Origin of the sequence: Pseudoxanthomonas jiangsuensis, from assembly GCF_010093185.1 — a bacterium.
In the GTDB taxonomy this organism is placed as follows: Bacteria; Pseudomonadota; Gammaproteobacteria; order Xanthomonadales; family Xanthomonadaceae; genus Pseudoxanthomonas; species Pseudoxanthomonas jiangsuensis.
The window spans coordinates 1-14,852 of record NZ_PDWL01000032.1 but is presented as its reverse complement, the minus strand read 5'-3'; the positions used below and the strand labels follow the sequence as shown (position 1 = coordinate 14,852).

The 14,852-nt window shown below is 71.2% G+C and carries 17 protein-coding genes; 10 read left to right on the top strand and 7 right to left on the bottom strand.

Going from position 1 to position 14,852, the window contains the following annotated elements:
- Together ybeY and CSC62_RS15705 are read right to left on the bottom strand one after the other, a co-directional pair.
- Complete coding sequence (gene ybeY, locus CSC62_RS15710) at positions 1 to 483, bottom strand: rRNA maturation RNase YbeY (RefSeq protein WP_162407632.1); 483 nt, start codon at positions 481 to 483, stop codon at positions 1 to 3.
- On the bottom strand, positions 480 to 1,466 hold the full coding sequence (locus CSC62_RS15705; RefSeq protein WP_162407631.1) for a PhoH family protein: 987 nt from the start codon (positions 1,464 to 1,466) through the stop codon (positions 480 to 482). The genes ybeY and CSC62_RS15705 overlap by 4 nt, the downstream gene beginning before the upstream one ends.
- A gap of 114 nt (positions 1,467 to 1,580) precedes the next feature.
- Here CSC62_RS15705 and CSC62_RS15700 point away from each other — a divergent pair, with 114 nt between their 5' ends.
- The 4 genes from CSC62_RS15700 to CSC62_RS15685 are packed head-to-tail and all read left to right on the top strand — an operon-like array spanning position 1,581 to position 5,314.
- Positions 1,581 to 2,291, top strand: a complete 711-nt coding sequence (locus tag CSC62_RS15700) for a TetR/AcrR family transcriptional regulator (protein WP_162407630.1) — start codon at positions 1,581 to 1,583, stop codon at positions 2,289 to 2,291.
- Complete coding sequence (locus tag CSC62_RS15695; protein ID WP_162407629.1) at positions 2,288 to 3,247, top strand: HlyD family secretion protein; 960 nt, start codon at positions 2,288 to 2,290, stop codon at positions 3,245 to 3,247. Before CSC62_RS15700 ends, CSC62_RS15695 begins: the two co-directional genes overlap by 4 nt.
- A gap of 34 nt (positions 3,248 to 3,281) precedes the next feature.
- Positions 3,282 to 4,211 carry an ABC transporter ATP-binding protein gene (locus tag CSC62_RS15690; RefSeq protein WP_162407643.1) on the top strand — a complete coding sequence of 310 codons (930 nt, stop codon included), beginning with the start codon at positions 3,282 to 3,284 and terminating at the stop codon, positions 4,209 to 4,211.
- A complete protein-coding gene (locus tag CSC62_RS15685) occupies positions 4,208 to 5,314 on the top strand; it encodes an ABC transporter permease (protein WP_162407628.1) in 1,107 nt (368 codons plus the stop codon). The genes CSC62_RS15690 and CSC62_RS15685 overlap by 4 nt, the downstream gene beginning before the upstream one ends.
- Positions 5,315 to 5,321: 7 nt before the next feature.
- Here CSC62_RS15685 and miaB read toward each other — a convergent pair whose 3' ends face one another.
- Positions 5,322 to 6,632, bottom strand: a complete 1,311-nt coding sequence (miaB, locus tag CSC62_RS15680) for a tRNA (N6-isopentenyl adenosine(37)-C2)-methylthiotransferase MiaB (protein WP_162407627.1) — start codon at positions 6,630 to 6,632, stop codon at positions 5,322 to 5,324.
- Between the two features lie 205 nt (positions 6,633 to 6,837).
- On the opposite strand from miaB, the gene CSC62_RS15675 reads away from it, so the two are divergent.
- The 6 genes from CSC62_RS15675 (at position 6,838) to CSC62_RS15650 (ending at position 11,898) form a co-directional block, all read left to right on the top strand.
- The gene (locus tag CSC62_RS15675) at positions 6,838 to 7,791 is read left to right on the top strand and encodes a transglycosylase SLT domain-containing protein (protein ID WP_162407626.1); all 954 of its coding nucleotides are present in this window, start codon (positions 6,838 to 6,840) and stop codon (positions 7,789 to 7,791) included.
- 179 nt (positions 7,792 to 7,970) lie between these two features.
- The gene (gene petA / locus CSC62_RS15670; RefSeq protein WP_162407625.1) at positions 7,971 to 8,588 is read left to right on the top strand and encodes a ubiquinol-cytochrome c reductase iron-sulfur subunit; all 618 of its coding nucleotides are present in this window, start codon (positions 7,971 to 7,973) and stop codon (positions 8,586 to 8,588) included.
- Between the two features lie 3 nt (positions 8,589 to 8,591).
- The gene (locus CSC62_RS15665; RefSeq protein WP_162407624.1) at positions 8,592 to 9,854 is read left to right on the top strand and encodes a cytochrome b; all 1,263 of its coding nucleotides are present in this window, start codon (positions 8,592 to 8,594) and stop codon (positions 9,852 to 9,854) included.
- Entirely contained in the window at positions 9,847 to 10,593 is a 747-nt protein-coding gene (locus tag CSC62_RS15660) for a cytochrome c1 (RefSeq protein WP_162407623.1), read from the top strand. Before CSC62_RS15665 ends, CSC62_RS15660 begins: the two co-directional genes overlap by 8 nt.
- A 166-nt stretch (positions 10,594 to 10,759) precedes the next feature.
- Positions 10,760 to 11,395: a glutathione S-transferase N-terminal domain-containing protein gene (locus tag CSC62_RS15655; protein ID WP_162407622.1), complete on the top strand. Its 636-nt coding sequence runs from the start codon at positions 10,760 to 10,762 to the stop codon at positions 11,393 to 11,395.
- A gap of 56 nt (positions 11,396 to 11,451) precedes the next feature.
- Positions 11,452 to 11,898: a ClpXP protease specificity-enhancing factor gene (locus CSC62_RS15650; RefSeq protein ID WP_162407621.1), complete on the top strand. Its 447-nt coding sequence runs from the start codon at positions 11,452 to 11,454 to the stop codon at positions 11,896 to 11,898.
- 13 nt (positions 11,899 to 11,911) lie between these two features.
- On the opposite strand, the gene CSC62_RS15645 is transcribed toward CSC62_RS15650, so the two are convergent.
- From CSC62_RS15645 to CSC62_RS15630, 4 genes are all read right to left on the bottom strand, one after another.
- On the bottom strand, positions 11,912 to 12,259 hold the full coding sequence (locus tag CSC62_RS15645) for a DUF3301 domain-containing protein (RefSeq protein ID WP_162407620.1): 348 nt from the start codon (positions 12,257 to 12,259) through the stop codon (positions 11,912 to 11,914).
- A gap of 24 nt (positions 12,260 to 12,283) precedes the next feature.
- Complete coding sequence (locus CSC62_RS15640; RefSeq protein WP_162407619.1) at positions 12,284 to 13,366, bottom strand: DUF2272 domain-containing protein; 1,083 nt, start codon at positions 13,364 to 13,366, stop codon at positions 12,284 to 12,286.
- A gap of 67 nt (positions 13,367 to 13,433) precedes the next feature.
- Positions 13,434 to 14,306, bottom strand: coding sequence for a carboxylating nicotinate-nucleotide diphosphorylase (nadC, locus tag CSC62_RS15635; protein ID WP_211369026.1), 873 nt, complete (start codon positions 14,304 to 14,306; stop codon positions 13,434 to 13,436).
- Positions 14,307 to 14,317: 11 nt separating this feature from the next.
- Complete coding sequence (locus CSC62_RS15630; RefSeq protein WP_162407617.1) at positions 14,318 to 14,587, bottom strand: Trm112 family protein; 270 nt, start codon at positions 14,585 to 14,587, stop codon at positions 14,318 to 14,320.
- Positions 14,588 to 14,852: the final 265 nt, after the last annotated feature.

Below are 14,852 nucleotides of genomic sequence, written 5' to 3'. Positions count from 1 at the left end.
TCACTCCCCCGCATAGGGATCGGGCAGGCCGAGGTCGGCCAGGATCTCGCGCTCGAGCTGTTCCATCGCCTCGGCCTCCTTGTCGTCCTCGTGGTCCCAACCCAGCAGGTGCAGCGCGCCGTGCACGGTCAGGTGGGCGTAGTGCGCGGCCAGCGGTTTGCCCTGTTCCCTGGCCTCGCGCGCCACCACCGGCGCGCAGATCACCAGGTCGCCCAGCAAGGGCAGCTTCACGCCCTTGGGCAGTCCTTCCGGCAGCTCGGCCGGGAAGCTGAGCACGTTGGTCGGGTAATCCTTGCCCCGGTAGTGGTGATTGAGCGCGCGGCCTTCCTTGGCGTCGACGATCCGGATCGCCAGGTCGGCCTCGCGGATGCGGTTCTTCAGCGCCGCGGCCACCCACTTGCGGAAGCTCACCGCCGCCGGCACGCCGGCCCGCGGCACGGCGTAGCTGACGGCGACGTCGAGGCGGAGGGGGCCCCTGGTCATGGCGCCGCTCCCGTCTCCCGGTCCTGCGCGTCGCGGCGGTCGTAGGCGGAGACAATGCGCGCCACCAGCGGGTGGCGGACCACGTCGCGGGCCTCGAAGAAGGTGAAGCTGACCCCGTCCACCCCGCGCAGCACCTCGATCGCGTCCTTCAGCCCGGACTTCACGTGCTTGGGCAGGTCGACCTGGGTCATGTCGCCGGTGACCACCGCGGTGGAGCCGAAGCCCAGCCGGGTCAGGAACATCTTCATCTGCTCGATGGTGGTGTTCTGGGCCTCGTCCAGGATCACGAAGGCGTCGTTGAGGGTGCGCCCGCGCATGTAGGCCAGCGGCGCGATCTCGATGACGTTCTTCTCCAGCAGCTTGACCACCTTCTCCACGCCCAGCATCTCGTACAGGGCGTCGTACAGCGGGCGCAGGTAGGGATCGACCTTCTGGCTCAGGTCGCCGGGCAGGAAGCCGAGCTTCTCGCCGGCCTCCACCGCCGGGCGCACCAGCACCAGCCGCTGCACCCGCGACTCGTTGAGCGCGTCCACCGCCATCGCCACCGCGAGGAAGGTCTTGCCGGTACCGGCCGGGCCGATGCCGAAGTTGATGTCGTGGCTGGCGATGGCGTGCAGGTAGCGGGCCTGGTTGGCGCCGCGGCCGCGGATGGTGCCGCGGCGCACCCGCACCGAGACCTCCTGCGGCTGGTAGCCGGCGTCGTCGACCCGGTCGACGTTGGCCTCGTTCAGGCGCAGGTGGATGGCGTGGCTGTCGAAGGTGGTCTCGGCGGCCTCGGTGTACAGCGCCTGCAGCAGGTGCTCGGCGCGGGCGACGGCCTCGCCCCCGCCCTCGACCCGGAACACCGGGCCGCGGTTGGAGATCTGCACGCCCAGGCGCAGCTCGATCTGGCGCAGGTGCTGGTCGAAGGGGCCGGCGAGGTTGGCCAGGCGCTCGGTGTCCGCCGGTTCCAGGGTGAAGTCGCGATGGGAGGTGCTTGGCATAGGCGCGCAGGGTAGCGCACGGCGGTCGCGGCCGGTGTCGAAGGGACGCGGTCCGCACCCTGCGCCGGCAGTCCGGATTGCAATTAATTGAACGTTGAATTAATTTCCTCGGCCATGAATCCCGGACGTCGTCCTCCACCGCCCGCCCCGTCCCGCCCCGCGAACGCCGCCGCGGCCCCGCGCTCCCGGCGCAAGCCCGCGCCGCGCGGCCGCCCGGCCGGCGAGGGCGACCGCCGCGCCGCCGCGCTGGATGCCGCGCTGGCCTGCTACGTGCGCCGCGGCATCGCCGCCACATCCCTGCGCGACATCGCCGCCGAGGCCGGGGTGACCCCGGCCCTGCTGCACTACTACTTCGACGATGCCGCCGGCCTGCGCGAGGCGGTGATCGGCGAGCGCCTGGTGCCGGCGTTCTCCGAGCTGCGCACGACCCTCGTGGGCATGCCCGACGCGTCGCTGCGCGAAGTCCTGGCCGCGTTCGTGGACAAGGTCTGCGCGCTGGTCGCCCGCCATCCCTGGCTGCCGCCGCTGTGGATCCGCGAGGTGGTCAGCGAGGGCGGCAGCCTGCGCGAACTGCTGGTGACCCGGCTGGCGCCGGACGTGGCCCGGCTGATGGCCGCGCGCTTCGCCGCCGAACAGGCCGCCGGCCGGCTCAACCCGGGCCTGGACCCGCGCCTGCTGATGGTCTCGCTGGTCGGCCTGACCCTGCTGCCCGCCGCGGGCATGCCGATCTGGCGGCAGCTGTTCGCCAGCGAGGGGCTCGGCGCCGACGCCATCCGTTCCCATGCGCTCGCCCTGCTCGAGCGCGGACTGGAGATGCCCGCATGAACCGTCTCTCCCTTGCCGTCCCGCTGCTGGCGACGCTGGCGCTGGCCGCCTGCACCGATCCGCCGCCGCAGGCGCTGGGCACCCTGGAGTACGACCGCATCGCGCTGCCGGCGCCGGCGGCCGAGCGGATCGTCGACATCGCCGTGCGCGAAGGCGAACAGGTGGTCGCCGGCGCGCGCCTGCTGACCCTGGAGCAGGACCGCGGCCAGGCCCAGCTGGCCGCGGCCCGGGCCGAGGTCGCGCGCCAGCAGGATGCGCTGGCCGAACTGCGCAACGGCGCCCGTGCCGAGGACATCGCCCAGGCCCGCGCGCAGCTGGCGGCCGCGCAGGCGCAGGCCCGCGACGCCGGCGCCTACTACGCGCGCCTGCGTCCGCTCGGCCAGCGCCAGCTGGTGGCCGCGGCCGAGGTCGACCGCGCCCGCGCGGCGGCGGCCGATGCCGAGGCCGGGGTGGATGCGGCCCAAGCGGTACTGGCGGAACTGCGTAACGGCACCCGGCCCGAACAGGTCGCCCAGGCAGAGGCCGCGCTGGCCGCCGCCCAGGCCCAGCTGCAGGCGCAGGAGGTGACCACCGGCAAGCTCGACCTGGTCGCGCCGCGCGCCGGGCGGATCGACAGCCTGCCGTACCGGCTCGGCGACCAGGCCCCGGTCGGCGCGCCGCTGGCGGTGCTGCTGGTCGGCGAGGCGCCGCACGCGCGGGTGTACGTGCCCGAAACCCTGCGCGCGCAGGTCGCGGTCGGCGGCGGCGCCACGGTGAAGGTCGGCGCCGACGGCGCGCGCAACTTCCAGGGCCGCGTGCGCATGGTCCGCAGCGAGCCGGTGTTCACCCCGTACTACGCCCTGACCGGCAAGGACGCCGCGCGCCTGAGCTACCTGGCCGAGGTGCAGCTGGAAGGGCAGGGCGTGGGCGAACTGCCGGCCGGGTTGCCGGTGCGGGTCGAGTTCGATGCGCGCTGAGGAGGCCGGCGCGCAGGCGGACGCGGACGTCGCGATCCGCGCCCGCGGCCTGAGCAAGCGCTTCGGCGCGCTGCGCGCGGTCGACCGGGTCGACCTGACCGTGCCCAGGCGCCACGTCTACGGCTTCCTCGGCCCGAACGGCTCGGGCAAGTCGACCACCATCCGCATGCTCTGCGGCCTGCTCACCCCCAGCGCCGGCGAGATCGAGGTGCTGGGCCTGCGCATCCCCGAGCAGGCCGAGGCCCTGCGCGGGCGGATCGGCTACATGACCCAGAAGTTCTCGCTGTTCGAGGACCTGAGCGTGCGCGAGAACCTGGAGTTCCTGGCAGCGGTGCAGGGCGTGCCGCGGCCCGCGGCGCGCGCGCGGATCGACGCGCTGGTCGAGGAGTACCGCTTCGGCGACCGCCAGAAGCAGCTCGCCGGCACCCTCAGCGGCGGCCAGAAGCAGCGCCTGGCCCTGGCAGGCGCGGTGATCCACGAACCGGAGCTGCTGTTCCTGGACGAACCCACCAGCGCGGTCGACCCGGAGTCGCGGCGCGACTTCTGGGAAAAGCTGTTCGAGCTGGCCGACGCCGGGACCACCCTGCTGGTCTCCACCCACTACATGGACGAGGCCGAGCGCTGCCACCGGTTGGCGATCCTCGACCGCGGGGTGCTGGTCGCCGACGGCTCCCCGGCCGAACTGACCGGTGCCCTGGCCGGGCGTACCCTGGTGGTGGATGCGCCGCAGCCGGCGCAGGCCAAGCACGCGCTCGCTGCGGCGCCCGGGGTGCTGAGCGTGGCCCAGATCGGCAACAGCCTGCGGGTGCTGCTGGCCGACGCCGGCGACGCCGCGCCGCAGGCGCAGGCGGTCCTGCGCCAGGCCGGCGTGCAGGCGCAGGTGGAACCGGCCGCGCCGACCCTGGAGGACGTGTTCGTCGCCGCCACCCGCGGCCGCGCCGCCGGCGCGGAGGCGGCGGCATGAACGGGCGCCGGCTGTGGGCCGTGATGCTGAAGGAACTGCGGCAGATGCGCCGCGACCGGATCACCCTGGCGATGATCGTCGCCATCCCGGTGATGCAGCTTTTGCTGTTCGGCTACGCGATCAACACCAACCTGCGCGACCTGCCGGCCGGGATCGCCGACCAGGCCGGCACCGCGGCCTCGCGCGCCCTGGTGATGGACATCGTCGCCACCACGGTGGTGCGGCCGGTGGCCTTCGTCGACAGCCCGCAGCAGCTGATGGAGGCGATCCGCCGTGGCGAGTACGGCATCGGGATCGTGGTCCCGGCCGATTTCGAGCGCCGCCGGGCCGAGGGCCGCGAGCAGGTGCAGGTGCTGGTCGACGCCAGCGACAACGCGATGCAGAGCGCGGCGGTGCAGCTGGCGCAGGTGCCGGTGGAGGACGCAAGCCGCGAAGCGTCGCCGGCCACCCGCGCGCTGGCGGCCAGCCCGGTCGGCGTGGTCGCGTTCTTCAATCCGGAGCGGCGCTCGGCGGTGAACATCGTGCCGGGCCTGGTCGGGGTGATCCTGACCATGACCATGGTCCTGTTCACCGGGGTGTCGATCGTGCGCGAGCGCGAGCGCGGCAACATGGAGCTGCTGATCGCCACGCCGGTGGGCAGCGCCGAGCTGATGGCCGGCAAGGTGCTGCCGTACATCGCCATCGGCCTGGTCCAGACCGGGCTGGTGTTGCTGCTGGGGGCATGGCTGTTCCAGGTGCCGATCCGCGGCAGCCTGGTTCATGTCTACCTGGCGGCGACGCTGCTGATCGTGGCCAACCTGGCGCTGGGGCTGCTGATCTCGACCCTGGCGCGGTCGCAGTTCCAGGCGATGCAGGTGACCTTCTTCGTGTTCCTGCCGTCGATCCTGCTGTCGGGCTTCATGTTCCCGTTCGCGGGGATGCCGGTGGCGGTGCAGTGGTTCGCCGAGCTGTTGCCGCTGACCCACTTCCTGCGCCTGGTCCGGGCGGTGATGCTGCGCGGCGCCAGCCTGTGGGAACTGTGGCCGGACGTGCTGGCGCTGCTGGCCTTCACCACGGTGATGATGGCCGCGGCGATCCTGCGCTTCCGCAAGCGGCTGGATTGAGCTGGGCTCAGGCCGCCACGTCGTCCCGCGTCGCCACCCGCCCGCGCAGCGAGTTGGTCAGCGCCTCGGTGATCAGTACGTCCACGAACTGGCCGACCAGGCGTGGATGCCCGGGGAAGTTCACCGAACGCATGTTCTCGGTCTTGCCGGTCAGCTCGTTCGGGTTCTTCCGCGACGGGCCCTCCACCAGCACCGACTGCACGCTGCCGACCATCGCCTGCGAGATCTTCGCGGCGTTGGCGTTGATCGTGGCCTGCAGCCGTTCCAGGCGCGCGTGCTTGACCGCCTCGGGGGTGTCGTCCTCGAGGTCGGCCGCCGGCGTGCCCGGGCGGCGCGAATAGATGAAGGAGAAGCTCTGGTCGAAGCCCACGTCCTCGATCAGCTTCATGGTCTTGTCGAAGTCGGCGTCGCTCTCGCCAGGGAAGCCGACGATGAAGTCCGAGGAGATCGAGATCCCGGGGCGCACCGCGCGCAGCTTGCGGATCTTCTGCTTGAACTCCAGCGACGTGTAGCCGCGCTTCATCGCGCTGAGCACGCGGTCGCTGCCGGCCTGGACCGGCAGGTGCAGGTAGTCGGCCAGCTGCGGCACGTCGCGGTAGGCCTCCACCAGCGAGTCGGAGAACTCCAGCGGGTGCGAGGTGGTGAAGCGGATCCGGCCCACGCCCTCGATCTGGGCGATGGTGCGGATCAGCAGGCCGAGATCGGCGACTTCATCTGAACCCTCACCCATCGGCCCGCGGTAGGCGTTGACGTTCTGCCCCAGCAGGTTGATCTCGCGCACGCCCTGGGCGGCCAGCTGCGCGACCTCGACCAGCACGTCCTCGAACGGGCGGCTGACCTCGGTGCCGCGGGTGTAGGGCACCACGCAGAACGAGCAGTACTTGGAGCAGCCCTCCATGATCGAGACGAACGCGCTCGGGCCCTCGGCGCGCGGCTCGGGCAGGCGGTCGAACTTTTCGATCTCCGGGAAGCTGATGTCCACCTGCGGCCGGTTCTGCTCGCGGCGGGCGCGGATCAGCTCGGGCAGGCGGTGCAGGGTCTGCGGGCCGAACACCAGGTCCACGTAGGGCGCGCGCTTGACGATCGCTTCGCCTTCCTGCGAAGCCACGCAGCCGCCGACGCCGATGATCACCTCGCGGCCTCGGCCCTTGAGCGCCTTCCAGCGGCCGAGCTGGCTGAACACCTTCTCCTGCGCCTTCTCGCGGATCGAGCAGGTGTTGACCAGGACCACGTCGGCCTGTTCCGGGTCGTCGGTCAGCTCCAGGCCCTCGTGCTCGGCCAGCACGTCGGCCATCTTGGCCGAGTCGTACTCGTTCATCTGGCAGCCGTGGGTCTTAATGAATAGCTTTCCACGCGATGGCGGCGTCCGGACGGGCGTCCGGCGTGGCGTTCATCCCGGTCATGGCGGTTAATCCAGGCGGGCAGGGGCGGGCATTGTAGCCGCGGGCGGCCCCGCCCGGGCCGGATTCCGCTTGTCCGACAAGGGCTTGGCAAGGGCGGGGGAAGCCGGGATACTCCGCGCCATGAAGGGGATGCCGGGGATGCTGGGGTTGTTGCTGTTCGCGCTGGTGGCCGCGCCCGCCAGTGCCGGCACCCTGTACCGCTGCGTCGGCGACGACGGCGTGACCAGCTACGTCAACAAGCGCATCGCCGGCGCCCAGTGCGCGGTGTTCAGCAACTACGTGCCCGACCGCGGCCGTTCGCGCCCGGCGCAGGCGCCCAGGCCTGTCCAGCCGCAGGCCGCCGCCGATTCCAAACCCGCCACCGCGGTCGCTTCCGCGCCGGCCGCCACGGCGCCCGCAGTGGCAGCCGGCAGCGTGGACAGCGCCCCGGCCACGATGCGGGTGTCCAGTGCGCCGCTGCCGCCCGGCCCGCACCGCGCCAGCGGTCCCCAGCGCCGGGTCAGCGGCCAGGTCTATTCCTACATGAAGGACGGGGTCCGCCACTTCAGCAGCCGGCCGCCGGCCGGCGGCTCGGGCGCCCAGGAACTGCGCACCATCGCCTACAGCTTCATCGAGACCTGCTACGCCTGCGGGGTCCGGCCGGGGGTCAGCTTCGCCACGGTGCGGCTGAACACCAATGCCTACCAGGCCGAGATCGCCGCCGCCGCGCGCGAGTTCGGGGTCGAGGAGGCGATCGTGCGCGCGATCATCCATGCCGAGTCGGCCTACAACCCCAGGGCGCTGTCGCGGGTCGGGGCGCAGGGGCTGATGCAGCTGATGCCGGCCACCGCGCGCCGCTTCGGCGTCACCGACAGCTACGACGCCGGCCAGAACATCCGCGGCGGCGTGCAGTACCTGGCCTGGCTTCTGCGGCGCTTCAACGGCGACCTGACCCTGGCTGCCGCCGGCTACAACGCCGGCGAGGGTGCGGTGGACCGCTACAAGGGCGTGCCGCCCTACAGCGAGACCCAGCGCTACGTGCAGCGCGTGGGGGTGCTCGCCGAGCGCTACCGCGGCGTCCAGGCCGCGCGCTAGGCCGGGGGTTGCCGTGGGGGCGGCAAGGGAACGCGAAAACGACGAGGCGGAGCACGCCTCCATTGTCGGCCTGTTAAGCGTTCCGTTACACTTCCCCGTCTTTTGCGGTTCGACCCCCGTCGATCGGGGGCTTGCCGCAGGCAGCCAACGCTACCAGCAGAAGATTTTCGGAGTGCCGGATGGCCAACGATGAGGTCCAAGCGCCCGTGAACACGGGCCGACGCCGGTTCCTGACCGCCACCACCGCCGTGGTGGGGGCCGTCGGGGCCGGTTTCGCCGCAGTACCGTTCATCAAGTCGTGGAACCCCAGTGCCCGGGCCAAGCTGGCCGGCGCTCCGGTGACCGCGGATATCAGCGCCCTGCAGGAAGGCCAGCGCCTGATCCTGGAGTGGCGTGGTCAACCGATCTGGATCGTCAAGCGCTCCAAGGCCGTGCTCGAGGCGCTGCCGACCCTGGACAGCCACCTGCGCGACCCCAAGTCCGACAACGCCGACCAGCAGCCGGACTACGTGCGCAAGGCCAATCCCGAGCTGCGCTCGATCAAGCCCGACATCTCGGTCCTGGTCGGCCTGTGCACCCACCTGGGCTGCTCGCCGGAAATGGCCGCCGAGATCAAGCCCGAGCCTTATGACCCCGAGTGGAAGGGCGGCTACTTCTGCCCCTGCCACAAGTCGCGCTTCGACATGGCCGGGCGCGTGTTCCAGGGCGTGCCGGCGCCGACCAACCTGGTCGTGCCGCCGCACTACTACGCCGACGACAACACCATTGTCGTGGGCGTCGATCCGCAGGGGGCGTAAGCGATGGCGAACAACATCTTCATGCGCACCGCCACCGGCGTGATGGACTGGGTCAACGCCCGCGCCCCGGCGCTGGCGCCGATGTACCGGAAGCACATGTCCGAGTACTACGCGCCGAAGAACTTCAACATCTGGTACATCTTCGGCGTGCTGTCGATGGTGGTGCTGGTCAACCAGATCGTCACCGGCATCTTCCTGACGATGCACTTCAAGACCAGCGCGGCGGAAGCCTTCGCCTCGGTCGAGTACATCATGCGCGACGTGGAGTGGGGCTGGCTGATCCGGTACATGCACAGCACCGGCGCCTCGCTGTTCTTCATCGTCGTCTACCTGCACATGTTCCGCGGCCTGATGTACGGCTCCTACCAGAAGCCGCGCGAGCTGGTGTGGATCCTGGGCATGCTGATCTACCTGGTGCTGATGGCCGAGGCCTTCATGGGCTACGTGCTGCCCTGGGGCCAGATGTCGTTCTGGGGCGCGAAGGTGATCATCTCGCTGTTCGGCGCCATCCCGGTGATCGGCAACGGCCTGACCGAGTGGATCATGGGCGACTACCTGCCCTCCGACGCCACCCTCAACCGCTTCTTCGCCCTGCACGTGATCGCCCTGCCGCTGGTCCTGCTGCTGCTGGTGGTGCTGCACCTGGGCGCGCTGCACGAGGTCGGCTCCAACAATCCCGACGGCGTGGAGATCAAGAAGGGCCCGAAGGGCAACCGCTGGTCGCCGACCGCCCCGGCCGACGGCGTGCCGTTCCACCCGTACTACACGGTGAAGGACACCTTCTACGTGTTCGCGATGCTGGTGATCGCCGCCTTCATCATCTTCTTCGCCCCGGCGTTCGGCGGCTGGTTCCTCGAGCACGACAACTTCACCGAGGCCAACCGCCTGGTGACGCCCGAGCACATCAAGCCGGTGTGGTACTACACCCCCTACTACGCGATGCTGCGCGTGGTCCCGCACAAGCTCAGCGGCGTGCTGGTAATGTTCGGCGCGATCGCGATCCTGTTCGCGGTGCCGTGGCTGGACCGGGCCAAGGCCAAGTCCTACCGCTACCGCGGCCTGCTGTCCAAGCTGCTGCTGTTCGCCTTCGCCCTGTGCTTCGTCTGGCTGGGCAAGATCGGCGCCGGCCCGGGCACCGACCCGGTCGAGACCATCGTCGGCCGCTTCCTGACCGCTTACTACTTCCTTTTCTTCCTGACCATGCCGCTGTGGACCAAGCTGGACAAGACCAAGCCGGTGCCGGAACGGGTGACGACGCATGACTAAGAAGTGGATTGCCCTGCTAGCCGCAGCCGCCACCGGGCTCCTGTTCTCCGCCGCCGCGCTGGCCGCCGCCGGCGGCCCGGTCCAGCAGGCCGGCAACGACCTGTCCGACCGCGCCTCCCTGCAGCGCGGCGCCCAGGCGTATATGAACTACTGCTCCGGCTGCCACTCGCTCAAGTACATGCGCTACTCGCGCATCGGCGACGACCTGGGCCTGACCGAGGAAGAGGTGATGTCCAACCTCAACTTCACCGGCGCCAAGTACGGCGAGCAGATCCACGTCGCCCTGACCACGGCCGAGGGCGAGAAGTGGTTCGGCAAGATGCCGCCGGACCTGAGCCTGATCTCGCGCGTGCGCGGCAGCGACTGGATCTACACCTACCTCAAGTCCTTCTACCTGGACGAGTCGCGGCCGCTGGGCTGGAACAACACCCTGTTCCCGAACGCGTCCATGCCCAACCCGCTGTGGGAGCTGCAGGGCCTGCAGCACGCCGAGTTCGGCGAGCCCGACGCGGCCACCGGCGAGCGCCACCCCGAGCGGCTGGTGGTGACCAACCCGGGCCGGCTGCAGGGGCAGGAGTTCGACCAGGTGGTCCGCGACATCACCAACTTCCTCGAGTACGCCGGCGAGCCGGCCGCGCTCAAGCGCCAGGCGCTGGGCGTGTGGGTGATCCTGTTCCTGGTCGCGCTGACCTTCCTGGCCTACCTGCTCAAGCAGGAGTACTGGAACGACGTGCACTGAGGCCGCGCGCCCGTCCGGGCGCGCCGCCGCGGAAGCCGGGGCCGGGGTCTTCCCGGCCTTGCGCTTTTTGGGGGCTCCCCGGCACACTCGGGGGATAGTGACGACCGCCGGCGAGGGGCCTGGCGGCGTGGTCCGGCCGGAGGATCCCGGTCCGTCGGAGGCCTAGATGGCAGCGAGCGTGCGCATGCGCAATACCCTGACGTTGTTCTCCTCCGTCGATGACGTGCTGTGTCATCGCGTGCGCCTGGTCCTGGCGGCCAAGGGCGTGACCTACGACCTGGTCCCGGTGGACGCGCAGAACCCGCCGGAGGACCTGATCCACCTCAACCCGTACCACTCGGTGCCGACCCTGGTCGAGCGCGAGCTGGTGCTGTACGCGGCTTCGGTGGTCAGCGAGTACCTGGACGAGCGCTACCCGCACCCGCCGCTGATGCCGGTCGACCCGCTCTCCCGCGCCCGCCTGCGCCTGGCGATGCTGCGGATCGAGCACGACTGGGTGCCGCAGGTGCAGGCGATCCAGCTGGGCAACAAGCAGCAGGCCGAGGCCGGTCGCAAGCGCCTGAAGGAGCTGCTGACCGAGTCGCTGCCGCTGTTCAAGGCCAGCAAGTTCTTCCTCAACCCGGAGATGAGCCTGGCCGACTGCGCGATGGCCCCGATCATCTGGCGGCTCGAGGCGCTGGACGTGCCTTTGCCCAAGGACGGCAAGGCGATCGAGGACTACGGCAACCGGATCTTCCGCAACCCGGGGTTCCTGCGCAGCCTGACCGACCAGGAAAAGAAGCTGCGCGACATGCCGGCCTGAGCGCCGGCGGCCGTCGCGAAGGGCGCATTCCCGCCGCGGCAGCGTAGACTTCCCGCATGAGCGAAGACGCACCACGCATGACCAGCTACCGCCCCTACCTGCTGCGGGCGCTGACCGAGTGGATCAACGACAACGGCATGACCCCGCACATCCTGGTGGATGCGGGGCTGCCGGGCGTGCAGGTGCCGCCGGGCGCGGTGCGCGACGGCCGGGTGGTGCTGAACATCGCCGACCGGGCGGTGGTCGGCCTGCACATGGACAACGAGTGGATCGGCTTCACCGCCCGCTTCGGCGGCGTCAGCCAGCCGGTGAACGTGCCGGTCGGCGCGGTGCTGGCGGTCTACGCCCGCGAGACCGGGCAGGGCATGGTCCTGCCCGAGGAGAGCGCGCCGCCGCCGACCGATGGCGGCGATGGCGACGGCCCTTCGCCGCCGCCGGCGCCGGAAGGCCCGGGCGATGCGCCCGCGGCCGGCAAGCGCCCGCACCTGCGCGTGGTCAAGTAAGGCCCTCCTGCTCCTACACCGGGTCCTGGTTCCGCGGCTCCAGCGGAATGATCCGCGCGCCCGTGGACGGTCCGACGAACGACACCAGGCGCCCGCGGCGCAGCACCAGGCGGCCGGTGTGGCGGTCCATGCCGTCGTGGGAATAGTCGAAGCGGAAGCTGCGCTCCAATCCCAGCCAGCCGTCCTCGCGCCGGTACAGGCGCAGGCCGTTGGCCTGCACGCTCTGGTCCAGCCATTGCACGCCGGCGGCGGCGCAGGCATCGCGGCCGAGGGTCTCGGCGCGTTCGGCGGCGGCGCGGGCGGCGTTCCAGAACGCAGCCACCGCGGCGCCGGCAATCATCAGGAGGATCACGCTGGGCATGCGCCGCACTGTAGCCGATTGCTGCTACAGATCCCCTGGTTCCGGCAGCGGGGGCTCGGTGCTCCGTGACCCTGTCGCCAAGGTGTCGAGCTGGGCCTGCGGCTTGAGCTTGAGCAGCACCGCCCAGTCGCGATGGTTGAAGCTGCAGGGGGCCGGATTGCCGGGGCTGCAGCTGCGGGGCGTCGCGATGGACGCGGTGTCTTCCGGGGGCGTGCCCGACCGGGTCGCGCCGGCATCGCTTGCCCCTGCAGCGGCGTCGGCTGCCGCAGGCTGCGACTGCGATGCCGTTGCGGCCGCTGGATCCGGCGCGGGGCCGAAGGCATCGGCCGCCAGCCGCCCGCTGCGGTCCAGCGGCAGCTTGCGCATGAGCACGGCGTTGAGCACGTTGCCACCGATCAGATACAGGGTGCGGTCGCCGCCGACATTGGCCGCGACCACGATGTCGCAGTGCGAGTGCCATGGCATGGGTGACTGTCCGGCCAGCGCCGAACGCAGGCCGGCAGCGCCGAGTCCCTCGGCTCCCGCGCGCAGGTAGCACAGCAGGTCGCCGGGCGCCGGCTTGCCGGCGTGCGGGTCGTCGTAGAGCCAGGGACTGGCCGCAGGCTGGCGCCAGGCCCGGGCGATGTAGTCCATGTGCCGTGGCGAGGGACCGAAGCCGGGCACCGCCGCCTGCACCATCACCCAGGACACGAACGCCGCCGACCACGGGTTGTCGAGCAGGAAGGCGCGGCAGTCGCTGTCGACCGCGCGTTCGCCGTGGGGCAGCAGGCAGCTGGCGGCGCCGGGCGTGCCGCCGGCGGCCATCGACGCCAGGGTGCCGCTGTCGCGCCAGTAGCGGGCCACGCGCTGCCAGGCTGGGGTGCTGTCGTCGTCCAGGCGGGCGCGTTCGGCTTCGGTCACCGCCAGCTCGGCCAGGCGGCCATCGGCTTCGATGAAGGGCCGAAACCAAAGCCGGTGTTCCGCGCAGGCGGTGCGCACGATCGCGGCGGCGGTGGCTTCCACGCCGTAGCGCGGCGGCAGCTCGCAGACCTCCACCGGCGCGGCGACGGCATCGGCGGCGGCCAGCGCCGCCAGTGGCAGCCACGGAGCGAGGCGACGATCGGGCATGGCGGCTCCTTTCCCTGTGCCGGTCCGAGGATCGGCCACGCCGGGTCGGCGTGGCGTGAGCGGCGCCCTACGTCGGCGGCGGGCCCAGCTTCATCGACAGGTCGACGGCGCGCACGTGCTTGGTCAGGCCGCCGATGGAGATGCAGTCCACGCCGTCCTCGGCGATCGCGCGCAGGCCGTCCAGGTCCACGCCGCCGGAGACTTCCAGCGGGATGCGTGGGCTGCCGCCGGCCGCGGCCTCGCGCGCGATCCGCACCGCCTCGCGGCGGTCGGCGGCGGTGAAGTCGTCGATCAGGATGCGGTCGCAGCCGGCGGCCAGGGCCTCGCGCAACTGGTCGAGGGTCTCCACTTCCACGATCAGCGGCAGCGATGGCTGCGCGCGGCGGGCCAGGGCGATCGCCGCGGCCACCGAGCCGGCCACGCGGACGTGGTTCTCCTTGAGCATCACCGCGTCGTACAGGCCGATGCGGTGGTTGTGCCCGCCGCCGGCGCGGACCGCGTACTTCTGCGCCAGGCGCAGGCCGGGCAGGGTCTTGCGGGTGTCCAGGATCGCTGCGCCGGTGCCGCGCACGGCGTCGACGTGGGCGGCGGTAGCGGTGGCGGTCCCGGACAGGGTCTGCAGGAAGTTGAGCGCGGTGCGCTCGGCGCTGACCAGGGCGCGGCTGCGGCCTTCGAGCAGGGCCAGCACGGTGCCGGCGGCGACCCGCTCGCCTTCGGCCACCCTCCAGTCGATCCGCACCTGCGGGTCGAGGGCGCGGTGGCAGGCGTCGAACCACGGCCGCCCGGCGATCACCGCGTCCTGCTTGCACAGCAGGTAGGCGCGCTCGGGCACGTCGGCCAGCAGGGCGGCGGTGGCGTCGCCGCTGCCCAGGTCCTCGGCCAGGGCGCGGCGCACGTCCTCGAGCACGGTGGCGTCAGGCGGCGGCGAAAGCGCGGACACGGCCGGCGCGGTCACGCCTGCGGGAAGTCGGCCACCTGGGCGGTGGCCAGCGCTTCTTCGACCAGCAGCACCGGGATGCCGTCGTCGACCCGGTAGACCTGGCGGCGGTCGCGGGTCACCAGCGCCTCGCGCAGGGGCTCGCCCTGCGGGCTGCCATCGCCGCGCACCACCTGGCCGGCGGCGATGGCGCGGTTGAGCGCGTCCAGCCCGCGCGCCTCCAGCGAAGCCAGCGGCTGGCGGGTGTCGGGCGAGCACAGCAGGTCGAGCAGCTTGCGGTCCATGGGCCTGGTCGGTCTTGGTGCGTGGAAGGCGGCTAGAATACGGCCTTGTCACCGAGGACGGCCATGCCAGCCCAGCCCAACCCCCGTCTCTCTCTTATACACATCCGACGCCGTCGTCGACTTCAGCTCTGCTGCGGCGGGCGCCGGGCAGATACTAAAAAAACAACAAGCTGAGGAAACTACTATCGCACTGAGTTGCTGTCCTACTGGCCTAGCTCTAACGATCGACAATCTACCGTGCTGTAAACATAGACGTAGAGCTATA

What these genes read in the sequence shown, in the direction of transcription:
- ybeY (WP_162407632.1), bottom strand. Translation starts at nt 483, where the DNA reads ATGACCAGGGGCCCCCTCCGCCTCGACGTCGCCGTCAGCTACGCCGTG.
- CSC62_RS15705 (WP_162407631.1), bottom strand. Translation starts at nt 1,466, where the DNA reads ATGCCAAGCACCTCCCATCGCGACTTCACCCTGGAACCGGCGGACACC.
- CSC62_RS15700 (WP_162407630.1), top strand. Translation starts at nt 1,581, where the DNA reads ATGAATCCCGGACGTCGTCCTCCACCGCCCGCCCCGTCCCGCCCCGCG.
- CSC62_RS15695 (WP_162407629.1), top strand. Translation starts at nt 2,288, where the DNA reads ATGAACCGTCTCTCCCTTGCCGTCCCGCTGCTGGCGACGCTGGCGCTG.
- CSC62_RS15685 (WP_162407628.1), top strand. Translation starts at nt 4,208, where the DNA reads ATGAACGGGCGCCGGCTGTGGGCCGTGATGCTGAAGGAACTGCGGCAG.
- miaB (WP_162407627.1), bottom strand. Translation starts at nt 6,632, where the DNA reads ATGAACGAGTACGACTCGGCCAAGATGGCCGACGTGCTGGCCGAGCAC.
- CSC62_RS15675 (WP_162407626.1), top strand. Translation starts at nt 6,838, where the DNA reads ATGAAGGGGATGCCGGGGATGCTGGGGTTGTTGCTGTTCGCGCTGGTG.
- petA (WP_162407625.1), top strand. Translation starts at nt 7,971, where the DNA reads ATGGCCAACGATGAGGTCCAAGCGCCCGTGAACACGGGCCGACGCCGG.
- CSC62_RS15665 (WP_162407624.1), top strand. Translation starts at nt 8,592, where the DNA reads ATGGCGAACAACATCTTCATGCGCACCGCCACCGGCGTGATGGACTGG.
- CSC62_RS15660 (WP_162407623.1), top strand. Translation starts at nt 9,847, where the DNA reads ATGACTAAGAAGTGGATTGCCCTGCTAGCCGCAGCCGCCACCGGGCTC.
- CSC62_RS15655 (WP_162407622.1), top strand. Translation starts at nt 10,760, where the DNA reads ATGGCAGCGAGCGTGCGCATGCGCAATACCCTGACGTTGTTCTCCTCC.
- CSC62_RS15650 (WP_162407621.1), top strand. Translation starts at nt 11,452, where the DNA reads ATGAGCGAAGACGCACCACGCATGACCAGCTACCGCCCCTACCTGCTG.
- CSC62_RS15645 (WP_162407620.1), bottom strand. Translation starts at nt 12,259, where the DNA reads ATGCCCAGCGTGATCCTCCTGATGATTGCCGGCGCCGCGGTGGCTGCG.
- CSC62_RS15640 (WP_162407619.1), bottom strand. Translation starts at nt 13,366, where the DNA reads ATGCCCGATCGTCGCCTCGCTCCGTGGCTGCCACTGGCGGCGCTGGCC.
- CSC62_RS15630 (WP_162407617.1), bottom strand. Translation starts at nt 14,587, where the DNA reads ATGGACCGCAAGCTGCTCGACCTGCTGTGCTCGCCCGACACCCGCCAG.